Raw genomic sequence first — 21,525 nt, 5'->3', positions numbered from 1 at the left:
CAAACTCTATCTATACTCCTCACAAATTCACATAAATTCTCTCTACACAGACTTACTCTTTGCCTTACATATCATCTGAGTCATAGTACCCATAGGGCAATAAACACACCATGAACGAGGCTTAAATAGTATCATCGTAATCAATCCAAGAACAGTTGATGTAAGCATAACACTATAAAAACCAAACGCAAACTGTACCACCCAAGGTGAAACTAAAGTCCCATGATATGCCCATTGCCATGGCATTTTTATAGTCCAAAGCAAAGTCACTACCTCTTTAAAGTTTCTACTACCCTCAAACACTAGATAAGTTGAAAAAAGCATATTAGCAAACATCACCATAAAAAATGTCAAAAAACCATATCTAAACCACTTACTTCTAATAAATTTAGGAATATCTTTATTTCTTGACAACTTTAATTTATTTCCAAGCAAATTAAACAGCTGCCCTCTTCCACAATATTTATTGCAGTACGCTTTATTTCCTTTAATAATAGAAATAAGTAATGGGATAAAGAAACAAATTAACCCAATCCAAGCGAAAATAATATTTACAAATCCCAATATCAAATATATCGAAGAGAAAATCCATAAATAGTCATACCAATGTTTTTTATTATTCATGACACTTACCTTCTTCCTCTTTTAATATTGTTATAATCTCAATCACAGATGCTGGACATACCTTCTCACAAATACCACATCCAACACATAAGTCTCTATCAATCTTTGCACTAATACCATGTGGTACTGAGATAGCCCCTCTTGGGCAGACTTTTATACAGCTACCACAAGCTACACACTCGTTTTCTAAAATATTTGCATACTTCTTTTTTTTAGAAGACATAATAACCTCCCTATATTATTATTCTATAGGAATTATATCAATATATTTACTTTTTATCTGTGACTTAATCACATAAGATATCAAGATTAAAAATTCTACTCTAATAGTCACACTTGCCTTATCCACAATATATCTATTTTTTTCTAACAATGTACCTGACATTAATAACACTCATGTCAAACATTCTCGCTAATTCCATATAATTTTTTCCATTAAATAATTTAATCATAAGCTCATTTCTAGCCTCTTTTAAAGCACCCTCCACTGTCTTAATATAAAAATATGTTCCCCCACTTTGTTGACACAATTTCAGATACTCCAATAAATTATACTTATGTAACTCCTTTGGAATACTCACTTCTATATTGTGTTCTTCAAGCAATTCTATAATTTTTTCCAATTCTAACATCTTTTCACCTCATATTTTATATTATTTTTAGACTTTCAATAAGCTTGTTATGGCTATCTTATTACTCTAATAATTTAGTTCTTGAAAATGTAACCTATCCCCATAGTAACAAAAATGCTTATGCCTAGTCTGTCCATCCCTACACTTCGCAACTATTAAATCAACAATCTTAATTCCCCTGTACTCTGATTCCCTAACTAATTCCTCACTTTCTCCTATATCTTTTACTGCTTCTTCATAATCACTCCCTTTTAATTGATGTATATAAACCACATTGTTGCTATCGTGGTAGATGGCTTTACTATCCCTCATAGGTCTATCTCCATAAGGTCTAAAATCTTTCATTTCATCATTTAATTGACTTAACTGAATTATTGGTATATCAAAATCCAGAGTCATACTTTTTAATTCTCTAGAAAAAGTGGCTACTTCTCTTTCTCTTTTTTCCATACTTTTTTGAGATGTAAGAAGTTGCACATAATCTACAATTAATAAGTCGGGCTTTATTTGCCTTATCCTCTTTCTAATTGCACTGATTGTGTCTATCTTGTCATTTATATAAATTAAGTTATTCTCGCGTAAATCTCCTATTGCATTTACAATTAGTTTCCAATCACTTTCATTTATCTCTTTAGATTTCATATTTCTTGTACTTACCCCTGTTATCTTGCATATATTTCTCATAAACACTTGCTCACTTGTCATTTCTCTACTTATAAATAGAGTCTTTTTCCCTTGCTTGGCCGAATTTAACATTATTTGAAGAGCTAAAGCAGTCTTTCCAACTCCTGATTTAGCTGCTATTGTTGTTAGCTCTCCTTTAAAAAGACCTCCTATAGTCGAATCAAGTAAACTTATCCCAAACTTAAATCCAACATCCTTTTTACTTTCTAAAAAATCAAGGACTTTTTCTGCTATGCTATGTACATCATCATTTTCATAAGTATCTTTGTCCAAGATTTTTCTTATATTATTTTCAAATTTATAGATGCAAGTATCGATATTTTCTCCAAAATTTATACCTTCCAAGAGTCTTTGACAATTTTGATTTATGCTTCTTCTTGCTAAGTTTTCTTTTAAAATTTTTATATAACCATCAATACCAAAAGTTTGACCCCAAGTGATTACACTAGTTAAACTGCTCATTTTAATTGCTAAAGACTTCTCATCTATCTTTGATTTTACAGTTGCTACATCAATTATTATCTTTTCTTTTCTAAGTTCTTTCATGATTTTAAATATTTCAAGGCATGTAGAATTCATAAACATATTTTCATTTAAGTCATCTAATTTGTAGTTTAATTTATTGTCTAAAATAATTGTGCCTAAAATAGCCTGCTCTATTTCAACAGCTTTTGATTTAACCATATAAATTAATCTCACTTTCCTCTTAAGTTTTATATTTTAATATTATTAAGTCTTTTATTTTTATATTAGATTACAATGATATTGTCAGTTAGAAATATACTTTTAATTGTAAAAGATATAAATATATTTCCAGTTAAAAATGCATTATCAGCTATAAAATATATAAATTCATGTTAGTTATAAACGCATTGTCAGCTATAAAATATATAAATTAATTTCACTTATAAATGCATTCTCCGACTAGTTAAAATTCACAGACTGGATTCCAATACCTTACATTTTCATGTTTTTTTCTTTCACGCTTGCTGTCATCATATGTGGTATAGTCAGAATATATATAATTATTATTGTTATGATTGTCGTTCTTTTTACACTGGTAAACATTACTTTGATTTTTTACAGATATGTTTTCATTAACATAGGATTCAAATTTATGGCTAAATAAGGTCTCTGGTCTTATATACATTTCCATTATGGTATCTTTCCACTTAGCTACTTTTACCTCAATAACTTTGTAGAAATCTTCTAAGACATAACCCTCCTTTAGTCTTTCATTGATAAGTTTGATGCTCGTTGGAGAATTGATTTTAAAGTTTTTTCCTGTTTTTTTATTTAGCATATTTATAATGCTTTGCTGTATATTTTTTTTATTAAATTTATTTAAAGATTCTTTTTTATTTGTTACAAACTTAGCTTCTTTTTGTGCATCATGAGTATTATCAAAATCACTCTTTTTACTATATCTACTCATGCTACTAAACACTTTGCTATTGCTTGATTTTATAACATTTTTACTTTGATTATCTTCTATGTCATTTTTAGTTATTTTATCTATGTCATTATATGTTTCATTAAATCTGACATTTGAAGACCTCGATTTTAAATTAGAGTTTTCTATTTTCAATTCTTCTCCAATAAATGGTTTGTTAGTATAATCTTTAATTTTATTAGTTACATTAGTAAAATTAATAGTAGGTTTTTCAGAGTTGATATTTTCATTATTAGAACGAGTATTTTTACCATGATTTTTTATTCCACTATAATCTAAGTCATTGCTTTTTTTATTTGCAGAATTATTCTTACTACTTGAATTATTACTACTTAATATACTACAGTCATCACAACTACTACATTCTGTATTATCATCAGTACTACTATCATATTTTGACATTCCACCATAAATACAATCTTCATCAATACAACCTTTATTTTCTGTATTTCCATAACTATACTCTAAATTACTGAACTCATAGCTCTCTACACTGTCATAGTTAAAATCTATAGTTTTATCACTATCAAATAAATTCTCACTAATACTATCAAATAAATCTTCACTAATTTCTGAACTAATATAACTATATATAGAATGCATCTTCCCCTTTGCTCCCTTAGATACAAGCCTTATTACTCCTAAATCTGAAAACTCTCTTACAAGCCTACTTATAGTAGAAATAGAAAGTTGTAAATCTGTAGCAGCTCTTCTTACTGTCATATAAAATTGACCTCTTGGTAAAGTCCCTTGCAATCTCTGTATATTTTCTTTTCTCATTATATAATGATTAAATCTTATTTTATTAATATCACTTGTTATATCAAAGCCTAATACTACCGAATTCAATTTATAAAATCCATTATTCATCTCTACTAACCCCTTTTCTACTAATAAGTAATCGATTCTCAATAATTATTACTTTATATAAATAACATAAAGTTTAAATTTAAATATACATTTATTTTAATATATTTTAAATATACTTATTAATCCCTTAAAATCCCTATTTATATTCTTAAATATGCAAATGTATTATGTCATATTTATTTATATTTTTTTATTTATATAGCTTATTTATTGTTTTTTCCCCTTTATACAAGCAATTGTACCATTTTGTTTATTTTTTATCCAACAAATATTTTCGACTATTTTTTTTGGATTCTCAATATATCTCCATTATTTAACAGAATATTTTATAGAATATACAGTCTATTTAAATTAATAGGCAATAAATTTAGTAAATTTGTCTAAAAAAAACTTTATAAAATGTCTTTTACCTACTCCATACTTAATCTTTACAAAATATTTTGTATAGCATTTTATATATTGTTTTCATTTATTATTCGCTTAATATTGCTCACACACATGTTGTGTTTAATAGCTAGTTCCCCATAATTAACTCCATTAAATTGTCTCACTATCTCCCTATTTCTTGCATATCTAAAAATCCCCTTACATGTAGGTATATAAGTGTTTGTACCTCCATACAATTTAGCAATCTCTACAAACTTATCAATTCCCACTATTTCCACCATTGCATGAAACTGAACTGGTATATCTTCTAATTTTACTTTCATAAACTACACTCTCCTTTAAAATATTTTTAATAGCTTTAATAGCTTTAATAGCTTTAATAGCTTTAATAGCTTTAATAGCTTTAATAGCTTTAATAAAGATTTTAATGGTTTAAGAGTAAAATGTTAATATTGGACTTTTAACTTTTTTATTTACAGATTAAATTTAATAATTTTTTTAACATAAACCTTAGACTAAAACGAACACTTCTAAAGAACTTTGACTATAATAATATTTTTCTATAAGTAACATAGAGCTATATATTCCATGTTATTTCTATATTCATATTTAAAAATATAATAACTTTGATAAAAGTACCTAATACTCTCTCCCTATATTCAAAAACTGATTCTTATCATGTGAATTCATAATTGAAAATTTCATTCATTGTATTTAGTGAATGAATGACTGTCCTTGCAAAACTTTATTAACAAATCATAATCCTTTCAAATCTAACAACAAAAAAAGCAGTAAACCTTAGTCGATTTACTGCTCTGGTAATTTTAAATTTACAACTTAATAGCACACTCCATTGCAAGCTCAAAGGTATGTACTTTTTGTGAAATCGGACGTATAGTTAATCCTCGTTGTTCCCATACATCTGAGTTTAGATTATCACAAGCATAAACAAACTGTGAAAATATAACATTTCTAAATTGTGCTGCGGCAGCTACAGCAGCACATTCCATATCAACTGCAATACATCCCTGTTTCTTCCGTGTAAGCATTTTATTACGTGTTTCACGATATGGAGCATCAGTAGTCCATATTTTACCTTTTATGTATGATAATCCTTTACTTTTAAATACAGATTCAATCACTTTAACTCCATGTGGGTTAAGTATAATTTCATCAGAGGCTGGTTGATAATGATAACTTGTGCCCTCATCACGGATAGCTGATGTTGGAATGATTAAAAATGCATCATCAATAGAATGGTCTAACACACCACATTCTCCACAGATAAATATCTTCTTTGCTCCTAACGCGACTAATTCTTCAAAGTTGGTTACACATGCTGGTGCACCTACCATAACCTGACAAATCCCAATTCTTATATTCTTGAAAAATACTTCATAAATTGGTATATCTCCAGCAACACTAATTAAACGACCTATTTTTTTGCCATTATACTTTTCAACAATTGTTTGTATCATAGATTTTGAAAATTCACATACGATAGTTTCAGGAAAATGACAATCAGGTTTTTCTATTACATAATCTGGCCTCAAAATCCCCCAAAAATCAGAGTCAAACTGTTCCAACAGAATTTCACTCATAATATAACCTCCTCTCAAAATTTAGTATAGCGTATTCCTGTTAAATATATGGAGTATATTATATCACGATGAACTAGCTAAAACAATTAAATATGTATATTTACAATCTAGCTACTGGACACAGATACTGGATACATCTAGATAGTTCATTCTAAAAGAACATATTGGATATTTTATCCCCCATATAAAATATTCTAAACAAAATCAATAAAAAACTATTGCACATATCACATATAAACATTAAATCATTCATTAAATCATTAAAACCATATATACTTATAAAGTTTTTTATAAAATTTTAACAAAAAATCTTAAGAAATTACTGTTTAACTCCGATATTATCTTATATGATACTATAGATTTAACAAAGAAAGTCGACAAATCTTTGAAATTAAATTTTTAGGAGGTAGTTTTATGGCAGTTGTTTCAACAAAAAATTTATCTAGTATAAAACTAAAATTGGATGCTGGTTTTGATGATAAGGGTAAGGCAGTTATTAAAAGTAAATCTTTCGCAAATGTAAAGGCAGAGGCATCAAACGATGATGTTTATGCTGTTGCAGAGGCAATCGCAAGTCTTCAAGAAAATCCTATTGTAGATATTTTAAAACTAGATAGCACATCACTATCTAAATAGTAACTTTCAAATATAGTCTACATTAAAATTCATCAACTATTTATATATCATGTTCAATATATAATACACTTGATATTATATAGATTTAACAAATTATACACTTAATATATTGATACTTTAAACAGGTTAATATCTTAAGTAATTTAAACATGTTCGTAAATTAAACATGTTAGTTATTTTAAATACTGTTGTGCTTTAAGTATAACAATATCAAAGTATTTTCTAAACTAACAATAATTAAAATACTTAAAGCAATTAAAAAAATAAATTATTATCGTGGAGGTAACTGTATGGAGATTAAGAAAAAATTAGTCATGAGTTTCAAGAATGTAAAGGATAAACAAGTTTCTTTTTCTATAGAAAATCCAAAGGAGGACTTAACTGAAGAAAATATAAAATCTGTTATGGATTTGATAGTATCTAAAAATGTTTTTTCAGTTGGAGGATTTGACCTTGCTTCTGCTGTTGAAGCTAAAATTGTAGAAACTAATACTACTCCTTATGACCTAGTTATAAGATAGGAGGTAATTTTGTGGATGATAGTTTACAATTGTTAATAACTAATGTTGGTTTTCCTATAGCTCTATCCATGTATTTATTGGTTAGAATTGAGGGCAAATTGAACACACTATCCAACAGCATTGATGCACTATCTAAAAATATTTTGACATTTGAGAAGTAATTTGACAATATATGCAAGTCATAAGATAGGTCTATTTGTAAAATAATTAGAGATATTCTATGAAAAGTACTACGATATTTGGATAATATTCCCAAATGGTCGTAGTATTTTTTCGAATTTTACCACTTTAAATTTGAATTTCACTATTTTAAATTTGAATTTAACTGTACTTAATTTGAAATTTAGCACTCATCTAGTTGGACTCAATAAAATATAATGCTATTCTAATGACAGTAATAAAATGAGGTGATAATTAATGAAAATACATGTCGAACAATCCACTAATTTTGATGATATTGAAATAATTATAAAATGCTCTGCCATTGACAATAATATTGAAAAAATAATTTCATTACTAAATACACCATTACTAGATATAAATGGTAAAAAAGCAGGAGAAATTTATAAGCTTAATATTTGCGATGTTTTATACTTTGAGACGGTTGGCAATAAAACATTTGCTTACTATAAAGATGATGTATTTGAAATTGACCTAAAAATATATGAATTATCAAACCTACTACATAATACATCTTTTTTAAGAATATCTAAATCCATGATTTTAAATATGGATTACCTAGAAAGTATAAAAGTAATATCACACAATCGCATGCAGGCTACTTTATCAAATAATGAAAAAGTTATTATAAATCGCCGTTACATAAAAAATATTAGAGATAAGCTAAATATTTAATAAAAATTACAAAAGTCCAAAATATTTTATTAATATCACTAATTATCTACTTATTAATTCACTTTATAGTCAAAGTAAAATAATCTATCTGGTATTAAATCTAAACTAATTATACATAGTGTAAATAGCTAATTATGTATAGTATAAATAGTTTAAAAATAATTAGTTAATACAAAAGCTAATATAAGTACGCATCAACGAAAACTAGTAAACTATAATTACTAATAGACTATCAATAAACACCAATAAGCTATTAATATTACTAACGGACTATTGATAAACACTAATAAGATATCAACAATTACTAATACTAAATAATACTTTCAGCCCTAAAAAATAAATATAAATTAAACCACTATTAACAAAACGAAAGGATAGTGAACATAAGATGCAATTATATAACCCCCATTTTAATTCAGATAAAAATTTAATTTTTTTCTTTACAATCACGCTATTATGGACTTGGGTATTCAGCTTTACACCTGTATTACTAGGAGTTACAAATACCATGCTTGGAAAACTTCTTTTTTACTCTGCATATACAGCCCCTTCCATCATAGGGCTACTTTTTGTTTTCACAATATATCCAAATAGTGCAAGAAAAGATTTTCTTTACAGGAGCTTTAGCTTCAAAGAAATAGAAATAAAATGGCCATTACTAACAGTACTCTTTTTTGCTTTAATTGTCATTTGTTCTTTACTAATAGGAAAGTATTTTCATCTAGAAATTAATGATGTAGATTGGATGCACATAGCTATTTATACACCTTATAAAATACCAATTATGCTATTTATAAGCTTTATACTAAGTGTACTTAGCCAAGAATTTGGATGGAGGGGGTATTCTCTTGATAAATTATTAGTCAGGTTTGGATTTACAGGTGCTTCAATTATTTTAGGAACTATTTGTGGAGTTTGGTATCTGGGATGGTATCTTACACCTGGTCAAATTCCATATAATCTACTGCAATATTCTTTATTTGATGCACTTTTATTTATACCATCTACTATACTTTTAAGCTTTGTTATTACATTTGTATATATTAATACACATAGAAGTATTTTAGCAGGCGGATTTGTACATATGATGTGTAACTTCTTTACCATTCAACTATGTTCTTACTATCATATTGAAGTATATGTAATAACTCAATATGTAAAAATAATATTTTGCCTCATATTAATTATTTACATAATTTCTTCTACTAAATTTAAACAGAAAATTAACTCTGAAATTGAGCAGATAAAATCAGACGAATTTGAATTCGAGTTAGACTGGGGATTATAGATTAAACTGGTAATTAAATGCATTTTCCTAAACACTTGAAGTATACAAAAACAATATATATACTGATTATAAGTGAGAAGGAGGTCATATTTTCATGTTTAAAATTGGAGAATTTTCAAAACTAACACAAGTCTCTATTCGAATGTTACGTTATTATGATGAACTTGGCATTCTAAAACCAGCAAAGATAGATAAATACACAGGTTATCGCCTATACTCTGCTGACCAAATTTCAACTTTACAAAGAATTATTTTACTAAGAGATTCAAAATTTACTGTTTCAGAGATATCAAATATTATTCATAACTGGAATGACGAGCTTGTGATTAAAGAATTGAATCGAAAAAAAATTGAAATACAAGATGAAGTCAAAAAAGAGCAACAAAGAATAAATAATATTGATAAATTGATTGATGCTATAGATGACAATAAAGATGAGATTCATTACAATGTTATCTTTAAGGAAATTCCCAGTTATAAGATTATCTCGCTTAGAGAAATAATTCCAGACTATCACTATGAAGGTATACTGTGGGAAAAATTATATGAATTTATTAAAGAAGAACATATAGAAATATCCCATCAAGCAAACAACAATATGGCACTTTATCATGATGAAGAACTTAAAGATTGTGGTGTAGATATAGAGGTTGGAATGGTTGTAAAAAAATTAGGCAAAAACAAATCTGGATTTATATATCGTGAGACAGAAGCAGTTGATATGATGGCATGTAGTATGGTATATGGTCCATATGAAAATATAGCTGGTGGGTATGAGTCATTTGCTTACTGGCTAGATACAAATAGTGATTATAAAATGGCTGGTATAAATAGGCAAATTGGTCATAAAGGGGTTCACAACGAGGAAAATCCTGAAAACTATCTTACAGAAATTCAAATACCAGTTATAAAAGTTAAATAGATTTCAATATAAATATTTACATATTAATGTTAAAGGTGGTGTCTCAAAATGAACTTTTTAGTTCATGAGGCACTCTTTTTTGTATAAAATCAAAAATATTTTTCTCCAATCTTTTTTAACTTAGATATCTCAAAGTAATATCTTTTTTTTGAATGCGACTAATTCTTGAGTTAAATAAGAACTTGATTATGGTATATAGTAAATTTAGTAAAATGAAAATAAACAAAATTACAAATATATTACATTGAAAAGGAATATAGTCATTTGTTGATAAAGATAAACTTTTATGAATGAGCTTACAAATTTCAATACTTGGTATAAGTAAAATGATAAAAGCAATGTTTAATATTGGACGGTACACACTTATGAACATCTTGTTGATTTTCTTGGCAGTATATCCCATCATATCTAAAATAAAAATGTTTTTGGTATCTTCTTGAAATTTTAAAAGAATAGTTAAATATAAAAGCAAACACCCAATAACACAACCTAATATTTGGCATATTACAGCACTGGTGCGGTTTGAAACATTATTCTCTTCAAGTTTAGCTATTCGTTCTGATGTATTTTGTATATGGGCTGTTCCTATCTCTGGTATATCTGTTATACTATTTGTATAAATACCGTTGTAAGAGTCTTGCGATATATTTAATAATTTTTCCAAATTACTTTTTGATGTGTATACGGAATAATTATCTGCATTTTGTGCAATATTGTAAACATGAAGTGATTTTTCTATATTATTTAATCTTACAGTTATATCAGTTCCCTTTTGAATGTCATACAAATCTGCCAATGCCTCACTTACAACAACATTATTAGTTGGTATATTCTCTATTTGACTTCCCCTCTCATCAGTTAGAAAAAATAAGCCCTTACTGTTTTCTATTCCCATAATAGAACCATTGATTTTTTTGCCATTACTTTCTACTTTTATATTTTCCTTTATGTAATACTCAAATTTTTCGTAATCCTGATGTACAGTCTGATAAACAGGATAAGATACATCATATTGATAGTTTCTTCCATGAGATTGTGTATCAAAAATATATTGACTACTTAAATTTAAAGAAAAGCTCATAATAAAAAGTATAGCAAATATCCACACAGAAAGAATAGAAATAAATATCTGAAATGGTTTTCTTAGTGCAAGTCTCATTGAAAAACTTGAAAATTTACTTAAAATCTGACTAAACATTCCCACATGAAATGTATTCATATTGTTATTTGCATTTAAAAAGTCAATAGTATCCTTTTTATTCATTTTTTCAAAAATTATCATAACTGAAATTGCAGGTAAAAAAGAACTTAGTAAGGCTGTACTATAATTTTGTATATATATCCCTTTAACCAAATGCTCCAAAGAATATACATCATTATATAAACCTAACATCACATCTGAGCCTATCCACCCTAAGCATAATCCGCAAATATTAGCAATAAAATTTAAAATTATGCTAATCAAAAGAATTATTAAAGCCATCTTTTTTGTAGAATATCCTAATGCAATATAACACCCTAATTCTTTTTGGTGCAAAGAACAATACTTCTTGTAAAACATAAAATATACAAAAACAGTAATCAATGTAAGCATTACTAAAAATGTAATAGCTAAAGTTTGATTTGATTGTAGAGATATAAGAAATTCTTTTTCTATATTTGTTAATACTGGTTTACTATTCAAATATTCTAAATTACCATCAATAGAAATCTGAACAAAAAAATACATAAATGACGATAATAAGCTCAACAAAAAAAGAATTATAATATTAGATTTCATGGATAATGCACTCTTACAAAAGTATTTTGCAAAAAATTTCATTATTCAATCCCCCAATCTATATCTTCAACAGCTAGTGGTGTATGATTTTGTATATCATTTATGACTACACCATCTTTCATTGTAATAATACGGTCTGCCATTTTTGATATTTTAACATTATGGGTAGAAAATATAACCGTTGTACCATATTTGTAGTTAAGTTCTTTCAAATATGAAACTACTTTTTTGCTGTTTTCTTCATCTAATGCTCCAGTTGCTTCATCACAAAAAAGAATATCTGGATTTTTTATAATTGCTCTTGCAATAGCCGTTCTTTGTCGTTGACCTCCCGATAGCTCAAAAGGAAATCTATCCTCTAAATCTTCTATATCTAATTGTTGCATAATTTCTTTATACGGAATATTATTGCTTCTAGACGATTTTCCTAATTCGATATTCTCTTTTACAGTCAATTCTGGCAAGAGAAAATACTCTTGAAAGATATTACTGAATTTCTCGTGACGTAAATTAAGTTGCTCTTTCTTTGATATATTTGTAATTGCTTTATTACGATAATATACTTTTCCATTAGTCGGATGTAGCAAACTGGACATAATATTTATTAATGTTGATTTTCCAGAGCCACTCTGACCTAAAATAACAGTAAATGTTTCAGAAATAAAATCCAAAGTTACTTCTTTTATTGCGCTCTCAAAAGAATTAAATTGTTTAGTAATGTCGACTACCCTTAAAATTTCTTGCATCATATAACCTCCATAGTAATAAAATCAAAAAACGCAATGTACTTTTGTGTTCCCAATGATTTATTTACTAATTCTTCCAAAGCTTTAATTTTATTTTTCATGTTCTTTGCTTCCCATTGAAAGAGTATATTATCAAGGTAGAAATTAGATAGTGTCAATAACATTTCAGCAACTTCCAAAGGGAAAGATGTCTCAAACTCTTTGCCTATTACTCCATCCTTTATAATAGAAGCATAGAAAGGCGACATATACTTTGTAAATGCAATCATTAGTTTTTGATGAAAAATAGCATTCTCAGGTTTATTTATTACTTTTGACTGTTCAATGTTGTCATGGAATAGGGAAATTCCATTCTTGATTGCCTTTTGTAATCGAACGACAGCACATTCTGAATAGTTATCCATATTTCGCAAAGCAATTACTGACTGGTTCACATACTCAATGATTGCTGAATCGACACATTCTTCTTTAGATTCAAAATAGTGATAAAAAGCACCTCTTGAAATAGATAACTCTTTAATAATTATAGAAATCGACATTTGCTCATATCCGTATTTTAATAATATCTGCCATATAGAAGCAAGAAGTTCTTGTTTTTTACTATCAAAATTAACTTTAGTTCGTGCCATATTTACCTCCTTATAAATAAACCGACTATCGGTTTATTTATATATTATCAAACCTACTTCACACTGTCAATGAAATATAGCTTATAAAATTTTACCTAAATATTATAAGCTCATAAAAACCTTAGAGATAATGGAGTTATTTAATCATCATCCTACTGTTACTCTTATTTAATTATTCTTATTTAATTATTCTTATTTAGTTGTTCTCATCCAATAATATTATTTATATATTGTCTACTTTTATCAATGTGGAAGAATTTCTAAACTCTCTATATACAGTTTACCAATATTTGTATTTTAAAAACAAAGATTATATTACAATTAAAAAATTATTTCTAACCTTTCATTTAGTAGCCACTTTTTATATCATTTTGTACAAAAAGATGGTATTGATATAGTTTTTGCAAAGGTATATATGAAGATTTTAAGTTCATTAAAATATGACGGAGAATGGATTTATGCTCCTTCTATACATTTTATAGAAGATTTATTATCTACAGAAGAATATCAAGTTAAACGAACTCCTGTAAATCATGAATTCAACAAGACAATTATAAAAAAACTGCCACCTTCTACCCTACTTAAAAACTAGCACTACATTGACATATAAAAGCTTTCGTGATAGTATCTAAACGTGTATTAAACACGTTTAATTTTTTTATGAGGAATTCTTAAGGGGAAAAATATGAAAATAGATTCAAAAAAAGAGCAACTAATTAACACAACAGTCCAGCTATTAACTTCAAATAGAGATATTTCAAGTATCACAGCTAGAGAAATCATCGCTAAAGCAAATGTCAATTTGGCTATGATTAATTATTATTTTAAATCTAAAGAAGCACTAATTAATACTGCTATTAAAAGAATTTTAAAATGCCATATGGATGAATATAAAGCTACACATGATAAAAAAAATTTAGCACCTAGGCAGGAATTAAAAGAAATGCTAATGACATTTTGTGATGTTATAATTTTATATAGTCAATTTATAGAGATTTCTGTACCTTACATATTAGTGCAGGAAGACATTATTTATCCATTTGAAATATTGCCTTTGATTAGGGCTCATTATAAAAATCACGACAATAACAAAACTGAGGAAGATTACAAGGTTATTGCATATCAAATAACTTCATTTATACAGTTAGTTCTTCTTCGCTCTAACGCTTTTTTAAGGTATAGCGGTATTGATATTATGGATTCAGAGAAAAGAAGTGCTTTAATTGACTCTCAATTAGATTTATTTTTAGTAGACACTATAAAGTAGTACTATTTCAGTTTAGTATTATCTCTATTTAGTATTTATATGTGTTTAGTATTATGTCTGTTTGGTACTATTTCAGTTTAATTATATGTCTACTTAGTTATATGTATATTTAATTATATGTTTGTTTAACTATATGTCTATTTAGTTTTGATACATAACTCTGACATAACTTAAAGATATTCTCATAGACTCAAATACTTACATTAAATAAAGGGGGAATTTTAATGTTTTTTACATTTATAGGGATAATATCAGCAGTTTTATTAGTATGTACAATTATATGCGGACTCTGGATAAAACTTAATAATCGCAACAATGACTCAAATTCTCACTTTACTTTTTCAATACTTTCAATTGTATTTTCGTTATTGATTGTGGTAGCTTTTTTAGTAAAAAAATAGTGTTTTTATATCATAAGATAAAAACATATAATTATTTTATGTTGTCTTCAAGTTATCATATAGAAGCTTTTTAGGCAACTAGTTTTTATACTATCACAATAATACTCTTTTCTATTGATTAAAATAAGTACAACCGCATTAACATAAATTTTATCTAAACAATTATAATAGTCTACCCTTTACATATCAGCATACCTTTTATCTAAATAATCGTAGCAATACCCTCTCAACAATTTTTCTAATTCAAACATTACAAAAAAACACCCAATTCTTACAACGAGACTTATATTCCCAGACCCCTTTCAAATGCTATCATTGACTTACAAGATAAATGAAAGCGAGGATGATATATATGCTTAAAGTAAACAATTTATGTAAATCATACAAGACAGGTAATAAAACGTACCCTGTATTAAAAAATATTTCTTTTGAAATCAATAAAGGTGAATTCGTTGCAATCATGGGTGCATCTGGAAGTGGAAAGACAACTCTCTTAAACTGCATTTCATGCTTTATACCAATTGATGAAGGTGAAATAACTCTTGGAAACAATAATATAAGAAACCTACAAGAAAAAGAACTTTCCGAAGTTAGAAATCAGCAGTTGGGATTTGTATTCCAAGATTTTATGCTGTTTGATGGTCTTAGTGTCTTTGAAAATATCTGTGTTCCACAAATTATCAAAGGTGGTCAAGTTATACAAATGGAAAACCGTGCTACTAGTCTATGCAAGTTATTTGGTATTGAACATATACGCAAAAAATACCCTGCCGAAATATCCGGTGGTGAAAAACAACGTACCGCCGTAGCAAGAGCTCTTATGAACAATCCAGATTTGATATTAGCAGATGAACCAACTGGTAATCTTGATAGCAAATCTTGTCGTACAGTAATTGACTCATTCCTAAAAGCCAAACAAGAACTAGATGCTACTATATTCATGGTTACACATGATAGCTTTGCTGCAAGTTTTTGTGACCGTGTTATTGTCCTTAAAGATGGAATGGTTTACAAAGAAGTCGTAAAATCAAATTCAAGACGTGAATTCCTAGACGAATTGTTGGAACTTTTAAAAGAAATGGGAGGCGGTCAAGATGACAATTAATAAATTATATGGAAAACTTCGAGCCTACAATTGGAAAAACTATACAATATTATTCTTTTGTATAATACTGTCTGTAGTCTTAGTAACTTCATATGCTTTAATTTATTTTAGCCCTACAGTACAAACAATCCTTCCAACTGGTGGAGATAGTAGAAAACAAGCCATAATGATATTTGCAGTTGCTATATTAGGATGTGCTGTTTTTACTACTTATGCCTCTTCCCTATTTTTAAAATTTAAAAGTAGAGAAATTGGTATTTTTATGGCTCTAGGAACAGATAAGAAAAATTTGAAAAAGATTCTATTTTCAGAAATACTACTTATTTCAATAGTCTGTTGTCTTTTAGGTCTTATATTAAGTATACCTGTATCTTTTGGTATATGGAAGATATTCCAATTAGTAATTATTGATACAAGAGAAATGGCGTACCAATTTGGAACTCAAGGATTTATATATGGTTTCATATTTTGTATATTTGTAACTCTATGTATTTTCTTACTTTCAGTAAAATTCATTAATCGTACAAATATAATTGATATACTAAATGACCAAAGAATCTCTGAACCAGTTCATGAAGTGAAAAGTTGGTATGGTATATTGGGAGCATTTTTTATGGTATTAGGACTTCTTCTAGGTTATGTCGTACCTTCAATAGTCATAAATAAACTTAATTACAGGTTGCCATCTATATGGAGCATCACTTACATATTCTCTGCTGTTGGAATTTACATGATTATGACATATGTAGTGGTACATGCAAAAAGAGGAAAACATCCAGAAAAATACTATAAGAACATTATATCTACTAGTATGATGCGATTTATGGGCAAACAAACAGTAAAAAATATGTGTGTTATTGCATTTTTAATTGCAGGAGCCTTATTTGCTGTATTCTATGTACCTAATATGGTTACAGGAATTAACGAAAATATTAAAAAGAATCCTATAGATTACACGTTCACTTATAATCAAAGTGTAAATCAAATATCAAAAAAAGAAATTGAACAGTTGGCAGATAAGCATAACGTAAAAATCCAAAACTACATGGAACTTCCTTCTATTGAATTAATTGTAGATGGTACAGAATCAATATTTAATAAAGATAGAACTATTGATGATGTATATATGAAAAAACATTCTTTAGCTATGTTCTTTAATTCTAAGGATTTCTCTAAATTAATTGGTAAACCTATCACTATAAAAAATGGCGAATATCTTGCTGTTGTAAGTAAAGGGAATGAAAATAGAGATTATGATTTTCCAAAATTTATATCAAGCCCAGCCACAGAAAAAGAAACTCCTTTTAAATACGCTGGAAGCCTAATATTTAATGGTTCTTTCTTTCAAAATGCTGGTATGAATGCTTATGTCCTTAGTGAAGATGATTACAACACATTTACTAAAGGTTTATCTATAAACAATTACAATAATTCTGTCCTATTTGATGTAGATAAAGCTACAGATACCTATGCTTTTGCTAGTGATTTAAAGGCAGAGACTATAAAAAGAACACCTAAGGAAATGGGAAAATACACTAGTTATGATGAATATGTGAAAAAACGCTATGAATCAGCTGGTCAAAAATATTTTATGGATGAAGAGTATCCAAGTGGAGAAGGTTCTTTAAAATTAACTCCAGATAATAATCAATTATATCTCCAATGGAAGTACTATCCTAATTTTAAAATTTTACAGAGTCAAGATATGATAAAAAATACGGCAGTATTCTTAATGTTATTTATCTATGTAGGTATCATCTGCTTTACGGCTGTGGGAATCATTGCATATACAAGAGGTGTTACAATAGCAGTAAATCACAAACAAATTTTTATAGACTTAAATCGATTAGGTGCTAACAACGACTATATAAAATTCTGTATTCGCAACCAATTAAAGAAAGTCTTTTCGTACCCTCTTATTACTGGAAGTTTTGTAATATATCTTTTTAACTTTATGATTATGGTAAACAATGATGGTAGAATTGTTCATAGTGAAGTCAATGCTCTTCTGATAAATCTAGGTTTGCTAGCGATTTGTGGGGTTTATATGTACCTTATATATCGGTTGACTTATAAAAAATTCAAAGAAATTATTGGGATTTCAAAATAAGTTTGCTTAAATGATTCTAGATAAGGCTTCTCTAAGTACATCTATATAATTTTTATCTGTACGATTCTAGTTAAAACTTATTTAAATAAGATTCTACTTTGCTACCTAGATATATTTTCTCTTTTATATATCTAGGTATCTCAATTTATTATATACTTAATTATATAAATATAAAACTTGAAAGGAGAATACTCATTGATTTCAATTTGTATTTGTGATGACGAAAAACAACAAAGAAGTATGCTAAACAAAATCATCACAAGAGAAATGGATTTGTGGGGCTATCCCTGCCAGATAAAAGAACACTCAAATGGCGAAAGTCTAATATACAACCTAGAACACGAAAATTATTATATGGACATCATTTTTTTGGATATTGAACTTGGAGAAATTAATGGAGTTGATATAGCAAAAGTCATCCGAAAATACTCAAAAGATACTATAATTATCTTTGTCACAGGTTTTTCTGACTATGTGTTTCATGGATATGATGTAGGAGCTTTAAACTATATCTTAAAACCTTATAAAAGTGAAAAAATATGTGAAGTCTTAAAAGAAGCACTAAAAAAATTAGAACAATGGAAAGAACACTTTATTACAGTTCAGATTGGAACTAACCTTTGTAAAATCAATACAAAAGACATTCTCTACTTCAAAAGTGAATTAAGAAAGTTGACTGTAGTAACCCCTGACAAATCTTTAGAATATTATGGAAAACTAAATGACATGGAAGACATCCTTCCATCTAATTTTATACGTACACATCAGAGATATATTGTCAACTTAAACTATGTAGACAGTGTAAATCAGACGTATGCTAAAGTACAAAATGAAAAAATTCCTATAAGTCGTCAAAAATATCAAGAAGTTGTAGGAAAATTTGCAAGACATATGCTAGAATCTTAATTTTTAGAAAGGTTTTTCAAATGGATACTTATTCAATAATATCAAACGCTACAATTTATATTACAGTTTTAATTAGCATTTTTATAGCTTTTTTTCTTTATAAGCTAACATCTTATTTTATAGACTTTAGGAAACACTGGATTTTTAAAATAATATTGATTTTGGGTTATTCTATTATCACTCAAATGATAATATGGCTTTCTGACCCTGTAAATATCCTCTTTACACTACTTGGATATTTTATACTCCTTATAGTCTGTAGTAAAAGTAGGTTGATTCCTATAATATCAGTTATAATGATACTCTATCCTATTATAGTTGGTATTAATTTTCTTTTTATAAACAATCCTCTATATAGAGAACTTGTAAGCTCAATTGAGTATACTGCAATACTTTCAATTGTTAAGATAGTTTCTGCCATAATTAAAGCATTTTTATGGTTTTTGATACATTTTTTCTTAAAAAATAGATTAGTTAATATAAAACAGTACCTTACAAATCGCATATGGATTTTTATTGATGTTGTATGTATGTCTTCGTTTTTATCAATATTAATCGCCATTATTTTACCACCTACTAATTTAATTCCTATGGGTAAGGATAATATTATTTTAGGTAACTTGCCTTATGGTACTTATCTAATTATTTTATCTGCAATTATAGCTAATATTGGTGTAATACTTCTTTTAAATCCACTAATTGAAAATGTAAAGATGAAGTTAGAAAATCAATCGAATCATATAAAAGAAGAATATTACGACTTACTAGAGAATCAACAGGTTCAGATACGCAAAATACGACATGACATAAATAACCACTTCCAAATGATTGAATCTTATTTAGAGGTTGAAGATATTGATGGAGCTAAAGATTATTTTACACAATTAAAACTTGGTTTTGGGACTTTAAGTGGTAAGCAGTTTTGTAAAAATCCAGCCCTTAATTCAATTTTAAATCTTCGTCATGCAAAGTTGGAAGAAAATGGTGTTGATGTTCATTTTAATATAGATATAGACAATCACTTTGGTATAGAGCCAATGGATTTATGTACTATTTTTTCAAACTCTTTGGATAATGCTATCGAAGCATCCTTAAAGATTCCCGACTTATCCAATAGAAAAGTGATATTAAAAGCACGTTGTGAAAATGAATATTTTAGTTATTTATTGACAAATAACAAGGTAAATACTATCACTAAAAAACATGGCTTATTTATTTCAGATAAAGATAATAGTAAATCTCATGGATATGGTGTTGAAAATATCAAGGAAATTGTTGATAAGTATAGTGGAGAGTTGAACATTTCTTATACTGATACAGATTTTTCTTTATTTCTTTATATTAGGTTATGTTAGTGTTAAGCTGAAAATCATATTGTACAATAAGAAAGCAGGACATTGTTTGCACCCATTAAACTATACACCAGCTTTTCAATCTCACTGCCCACATTATCAAGTTCCACTTGCAGGTCACTGATTGCCAGACAAATTGGACAGGTCATGTCGATGAACGAGAAAACCTCTGAGAAGTTTCAGCATTTAGCGAAAAAGATTATGGATAAGGTGTGAAAATAGAGTTTTGAATGTGATTGTTATTTCATAGCTTGAATGATATAATATTGAAAATAAAAATTTTTTAAGGAGAATAATCATGAAATATATTGTTGATGATTATGAATTGGATGCTAAGGTCTTCCTATCTTTGGCCAACAGTGTTTGGCCTGGCAAATATGACGTTGAAAAAACACAGAAGGCATTGAAAAAAACAATCAATATTACAGCATATGAAGAAAACCGCCTTATTGGGTGCATCAGAATATTATCTGATGGTTATTATTTTGGTACAATCACAGAACTGCTGGTTTTACCAGAGTTTCAAAAGAAAGGTATTGGAAGCAAATTGTTAAACCTGGCCAAAGTCCACACACCGACATCACTATACTTTGGTGCACAGCCAGGAGTAGAAGAATTTTATGAAAAGAACGGTTGTCAAAAAGATATGCAATCATATATGATAAAAAAGACAAATTTCTAAGTAAAACCATATCTACTTCTATACATGAAATTGAATTGACAAATCCTAATTTGCTGGGAAGATAGTAAAGTCAG

At 27.9% G+C, this 21,525-nt stretch carries 24 protein-coding genes; 14 read left to right on the top strand and 10 right to left on the bottom strand.

Going from position 1 to position 21,525, the window contains the following annotated elements:
* Positions 1 to 42 precede the first annotated feature (42 nt).
* The 7 genes from KGF36_RS12525 to KGF36_RS12495 form a co-directional block, all read right to left on the bottom strand.
* Positions 43 to 624: a 4Fe-4S binding protein gene (locus tag KGF36_RS12525; RefSeq protein WP_227828760.1), complete on the bottom strand. Its 582-nt coding sequence runs from the start codon at positions 622 to 624 to the stop codon at positions 43 to 45.
* Positions 617 to 847 carry an ATP-binding protein gene (locus KGF36_RS12520; protein ID WP_227828761.1) on the bottom strand — a complete coding sequence of 77 codons (231 nt, stop codon included), beginning with the start codon at positions 845 to 847 and terminating at the stop codon, positions 617 to 619. The genes KGF36_RS12525 and KGF36_RS12520 overlap by 8 nt, the downstream gene beginning before the upstream one ends.
* A 133-nt stretch (positions 848 to 980) precedes the next feature.
* Positions 981 to 1,256, bottom strand: a complete 276-nt coding sequence (locus tag KGF36_RS12515) for a Mor transcription activator family protein (protein ID WP_227828762.1) — start codon at positions 1,254 to 1,256, stop codon at positions 981 to 983.
* A 66-nt stretch (positions 1,257 to 1,322) separates the two neighbouring features.
* Positions 1,323 to 2,624 carry a replicative DNA helicase gene (locus KGF36_RS12510; RefSeq protein WP_227828763.1) on the bottom strand — a complete coding sequence of 434 codons (1,302 nt, stop codon included), beginning with the start codon at positions 2,622 to 2,624 and terminating at the stop codon, positions 1,323 to 1,325.
* A 244-nt stretch (positions 2,625 to 2,868) separates the two neighbouring features.
* The gene (locus KGF36_RS12505; protein WP_227828764.1) at positions 2,869 to 4,263 is read right to left on the bottom strand and encodes a conserved phage C-terminal domain-containing protein; all 1,395 of its coding nucleotides are present in this window, start codon (positions 4,261 to 4,263) and stop codon (positions 2,869 to 2,871) included.
* A 452-nt stretch (positions 4,264 to 4,715) separates the two neighbouring features.
* A complete protein-coding gene (locus tag KGF36_RS12500) occupies positions 4,716 to 4,973 on the bottom strand; it encodes a Mor transcription activator family protein (RefSeq protein WP_227828765.1) in 258 nt (85 codons plus the stop codon).
* 507 nt (positions 4,974 to 5,480) lie between these two features.
* A complete protein-coding gene (locus KGF36_RS12495; RefSeq protein WP_227828766.1) occupies positions 5,481 to 6,251 on the bottom strand; it encodes a nucleoside phosphorylase in 771 nt (256 codons plus the stop codon).
* Between the two features lie 414 nt (positions 6,252 to 6,665).
* Here KGF36_RS12495 and KGF36_RS12490 point away from each other — a divergent pair, with 414 nt between their 5' ends.
* The 6 genes from KGF36_RS12490 (at position 6,666) to KGF36_RS12465 (ending at position 10,473) form a co-directional block, all read left to right on the top strand.
* A complete protein-coding gene (locus KGF36_RS12490; protein WP_227828767.1) occupies positions 6,666 to 6,887 on the top strand; it encodes a DUF1659 domain-containing protein in 222 nt (73 codons plus the stop codon).
* Between the two features lie 290 nt (positions 6,888 to 7,177).
* Positions 7,178 to 7,408, top strand: a complete 231-nt coding sequence (locus KGF36_RS12485) for a DUF2922 domain-containing protein (RefSeq protein ID WP_227828768.1) — start codon at positions 7,178 to 7,180, stop codon at positions 7,406 to 7,408.
* Between the two features lie 11 nt (positions 7,409 to 7,419).
* Positions 7,420 to 7,569: a YvrJ family protein gene (locus KGF36_RS12480; protein WP_227828769.1), complete on the top strand. Its 150-nt coding sequence runs from the start codon at positions 7,420 to 7,422 to the stop codon at positions 7,567 to 7,569.
* Between the two features lie 256 nt (positions 7,570 to 7,825).
* A complete protein-coding gene (locus KGF36_RS12475) occupies positions 7,826 to 8,263 on the top strand; it encodes a LytTR family DNA-binding domain-containing protein (RefSeq protein WP_227828770.1) in 438 nt (145 codons plus the stop codon).
* A 508-nt stretch (positions 8,264 to 8,771) separates the two neighbouring features.
* Positions 8,772 to 9,551, top strand: coding sequence for a CPBP family intramembrane glutamic endopeptidase (locus KGF36_RS12470; RefSeq protein ID WP_227828771.1), 780 nt, complete (start codon positions 8,772 to 8,774; stop codon positions 9,549 to 9,551).
* Positions 9,552 to 9,645: 94 nt separating this feature from the next.
* A complete protein-coding gene (locus tag KGF36_RS12465) occupies positions 9,646 to 10,473 on the top strand; it encodes a MerR family transcriptional regulator (protein ID WP_227828772.1) in 828 nt (275 codons plus the stop codon).
* A 115-nt stretch (positions 10,474 to 10,588) separates the two neighbouring features.
* On the opposite strand, the gene KGF36_RS12460 is transcribed toward KGF36_RS12465, so the two are convergent.
* From KGF36_RS12460 to KGF36_RS12450, 3 genes are read right to left on the bottom strand one after another with little or no spacing between them, the layout of a single operon-like run.
* On the bottom strand, positions 10,589 to 12,295 hold the full coding sequence (locus KGF36_RS12460; protein WP_227828773.1) for an FtsX-like permease family protein: 1,707 nt from the start codon (positions 12,293 to 12,295) through the stop codon (positions 10,589 to 10,591).
* Positions 12,295 to 12,999 carry an ABC transporter ATP-binding protein gene (locus KGF36_RS12455; protein WP_227828774.1) on the bottom strand — a complete coding sequence of 235 codons (705 nt, stop codon included), beginning with the start codon at positions 12,997 to 12,999 and terminating at the stop codon, positions 12,295 to 12,297. The genes KGF36_RS12460 and KGF36_RS12455 overlap by 1 nt, the downstream gene beginning before the upstream one ends.
* Complete coding sequence (locus KGF36_RS12450) at positions 12,999 to 13,628, bottom strand: TetR/AcrR family transcriptional regulator (RefSeq protein WP_227828775.1); 630 nt, start codon at positions 13,626 to 13,628, stop codon at positions 12,999 to 13,001. The genes KGF36_RS12455 and KGF36_RS12450 overlap by 1 nt, the downstream gene beginning before the upstream one ends.
* Positions 13,629 to 14,043: 415 nt before the next feature.
* Here KGF36_RS12450 and KGF36_RS12445 point away from each other — a divergent pair, with 415 nt between their 5' ends.
* The 8 genes from KGF36_RS12445 to KGF36_RS12405 all read left to right on the top strand — a co-directional run bounded on the left by KGF36_RS12445 (position 14,044) and on the right by KGF36_RS12405 (position 21,451).
* Complete coding sequence (locus tag KGF36_RS12445) at positions 14,044 to 14,220, top strand: hypothetical protein (RefSeq protein ID WP_227828776.1); 177 nt, start codon at positions 14,044 to 14,046, stop codon at positions 14,218 to 14,220.
* Positions 14,221 to 14,313: 93 nt separating this feature from the next.
* Entirely contained in the window at positions 14,314 to 14,895 is a 582-nt protein-coding gene (locus KGF36_RS12440) for a TetR/AcrR family transcriptional regulator (protein ID WP_227828777.1), read from the top strand.
* A gap of 224 nt (positions 14,896 to 15,119) precedes the next feature.
* Entirely contained in the window at positions 15,120 to 15,296 is a 177-nt protein-coding gene (locus tag KGF36_RS12435; RefSeq protein WP_227828778.1) for a hypothetical protein, read from the top strand.
* A gap of 352 nt (positions 15,297 to 15,648) precedes the next feature.
* A complete protein-coding gene (locus KGF36_RS12430; RefSeq protein WP_227828779.1) occupies positions 15,649 to 16,401 on the top strand; it encodes an ABC transporter ATP-binding protein in 753 nt (250 codons plus the stop codon).
* Entirely contained in the window at positions 16,391 to 18,511 is a 2,121-nt protein-coding gene (locus tag KGF36_RS12425) for an FtsX-like permease family protein (protein WP_227854774.1), read from the top strand. The genes KGF36_RS12430 and KGF36_RS12425 overlap by 11 nt, the downstream gene beginning before the upstream one ends.
* A gap of 195 nt (positions 18,512 to 18,706) precedes the next feature.
* Positions 18,707 to 19,417, top strand: coding sequence for a LytR/AlgR family response regulator transcription factor (locus KGF36_RS12420; protein ID WP_227828781.1), 711 nt, complete (start codon positions 18,707 to 18,709; stop codon positions 19,415 to 19,417).
* 20 nt (positions 19,418 to 19,437) lie between these two features.
* The gene (locus tag KGF36_RS20485) at positions 19,438 to 20,772 is read left to right on the top strand and encodes a GHKL domain-containing protein (protein WP_413894792.1); all 1,335 of its coding nucleotides are present in this window, start codon (positions 19,438 to 19,440) and stop codon (positions 20,770 to 20,772) included.
* A gap of 295 nt (positions 20,773 to 21,067) precedes the next feature.
* Positions 21,068 to 21,451 carry a GNAT family N-acetyltransferase gene (locus KGF36_RS12405; protein WP_227854773.1) on the top strand — a complete coding sequence of 128 codons (384 nt, stop codon included), beginning with the start codon at positions 21,068 to 21,070 and terminating at the stop codon, positions 21,449 to 21,451.
* The last annotated feature ends 74 nt before the right edge of the window (positions 21,452 to 21,525 follow it).

The sequence above is a fragment of the Clostridioides sp. ZZV14-6009 genome, assembly GCF_020658095.1.
Lineage (GTDB): Bacteria > Bacillota > Clostridia > Peptostreptococcales > Peptostreptococcaceae > Clostridioides.
This window is presented reverse-complemented; position numbering and strand designations above follow the sequence as displayed.